This is a genomic window from Parendozoicomonas sp. Alg238-R29 (assembly GCF_947331445.1).
Lineage (GTDB): Bacteria > Pseudomonadota > Gammaproteobacteria > Pseudomonadales > Endozoicomonadaceae > Sansalvadorimonas.
In genome coordinates this window covers 1-1,991 of record NZ_CAMZOG010000191.1, presented here as the reverse complement: position 1 = coordinate 1,991, position 1,991 = coordinate 1, and the positions used below count along the sequence as shown (strand labels likewise).

The 1,991-nt window shown below is 32.3% G+C and carries 1 protein-coding gene; it reads right to left on the bottom strand.

Features of this window, described 5'->3' with window-relative positions; all coding sequences use genetic code 11:
• Positions 1–116 precede the first annotated feature (116 nt).
• On the bottom strand, positions 117–1,991 hold a 1,875-nt coding region (locus QMA35_RS21485; protein ID WP_281649180.1), incomplete at its 5' end, for a hypothetical protein.

The window sequence follows — 1,991 nt, the reverse complement described above, 5'->3', positions numbered from 1 at the left end:
GAAAAACGAGGAACGAGAAATTAATATATTCACCCCGACGCACAACGCCTGCGTGTGGGGCGCCGCAGGCGTCCCAGGAGCGAAGCGACGAATACCACGCTCTTGTTACATGCTTTTTAACTGTGTATATCTGAAGCCTTTGATTGGATTTTTGGTTTCTTGTAGCCTATCCCTAGAGTGGAAAAGATGTTCTGCCGATAGTGCTCCTTTACCTTATGAGTACTTTCATAATGCTGTGTTCTAATTGAGATCATTCTATTAAGAAATGGATGTTCTATTTTGTTGTATTTTTTTACCATGTACTCGAAATTACTTTTTGTACTGTCATCAAACTTTTGACATGTGTCCAATACAAAGAAGTATTTTATAACTTCATAAGCTGGAGTTGCTTTATCTTGTGAGAGTTGGAAAACAATTTCTCGCAATTCAGGTTTGTTTATAGCATGAATTGACTTTTCAATAGATGATAATACCCATAGCATAACTTTAAATATTAATTCTTGCTTGATGTTCTGGATATGATATGTGTCACTCTTTGTGTTGTCGTACTCATCAGACTCTCGATATTGTTTGTACACAAAGTTTATATATAAGTCGATTTCACTTTGGTTTTCTAACATTATCGATGCCATTTTTAAACCAGCATCACAGATAGTTTCAACCATTTCATAAAGTTTTTTCTTTTTTAAGCTTCCAGTTTTATTTTTTAGTATTTGGCTTAATATTTCTATATTTTTATTGCATTGAAATAGTTGGTTTAATAGTGTGTTTTGCGAAGCAAGAGTAACAATTTTTTCTTCGGTTACTTCATTTGAGTCTTTTTGCATCTCTTCTGCTTGAGTTCGTAGCACCCTTTCCTTTTTTCTTTCTTCTGAAACATCACCTGATTTCTCTAATTTATCAGGAAGAATTCTGTTTAATAAATCATTGAATATTAATGTTTCGTCTTTTATTAGTTTGGCTGGTTTGGTGTTGTCTATAGCACATAGCGTATATGTTATAATTTCATCAATGATGAGAAGGTCGTTAGCATGGTGTATCGTAAATATTAAAGTTAATGAGTTGTGGCGAGCGAAGCTGCTCTCCACCATTGAAGATATTGCTTCTTTGTTTTCATCGTAATTTTCAGTTAAGTACTTACCAAGGAAATAGTAAAAACTATACTGTATGGAGAATCTAATTTTCCCATCTTTATTTTCCAGTAGTCCATATTCACTGAAGAGTCTATTTAAGACAGAGTCTTTTATTATGTATTCAGAAGAATAGTTTTCTTGAAATTTGTTAAAAATGTTTTCATCTAATGCATCATTGTTTCCTTCTTTGTATATTTGGAATGCTAAATTAGAACAGAAAGTAAATGCGGATTCTAACGCACTATCATCTTGGCTTATACCTGTCTTTATAAGTCTCGCTAATATCAATGCATGATAACAATGTCCATATGCAGAAATTCTTAAGTTTTCAGGCATGAAACTTTCATAAGTCTGCAGTATTGATAATATAAAAAAAGGATATCTTGGAAGAACTTTGTTGTCGATTATTATTGAGTTTATATTTGTTTCTATCGAATCTATAAGGTTATGGTCTGGTGATTCTGAATTGTTTTTTGTTCTTAGCCATTTGCTTATTAGTTCTTCCTGCTTGGAGTGACAGAAGGTTTTGATTTTTGTTTCGACATAGTCAGAAAATCTTTCATCATCAATGTAGTATGATCTATATATGTCGCTGTTTGAAAAAATGAAAATCTGTGAGAATTGTTCTTCACAATATTTTATGAGATCAATGCATTTTGATTCTTTTGAAATATTATCAAATGCTATTACTTTATCATGTTGGGTAAACCATTCATAAAAGCTTCCAGTCAGTTGCTCTCTGAATTGGTTTTCTAATATTTGAAGTTTGTTTTTTGAATTGCTTATCTGGCTTAAGTCAATATAAATTATAGGCTTTTTCTGTCTGTACGTTTCAAGATACATCCAGGCACATAGTTT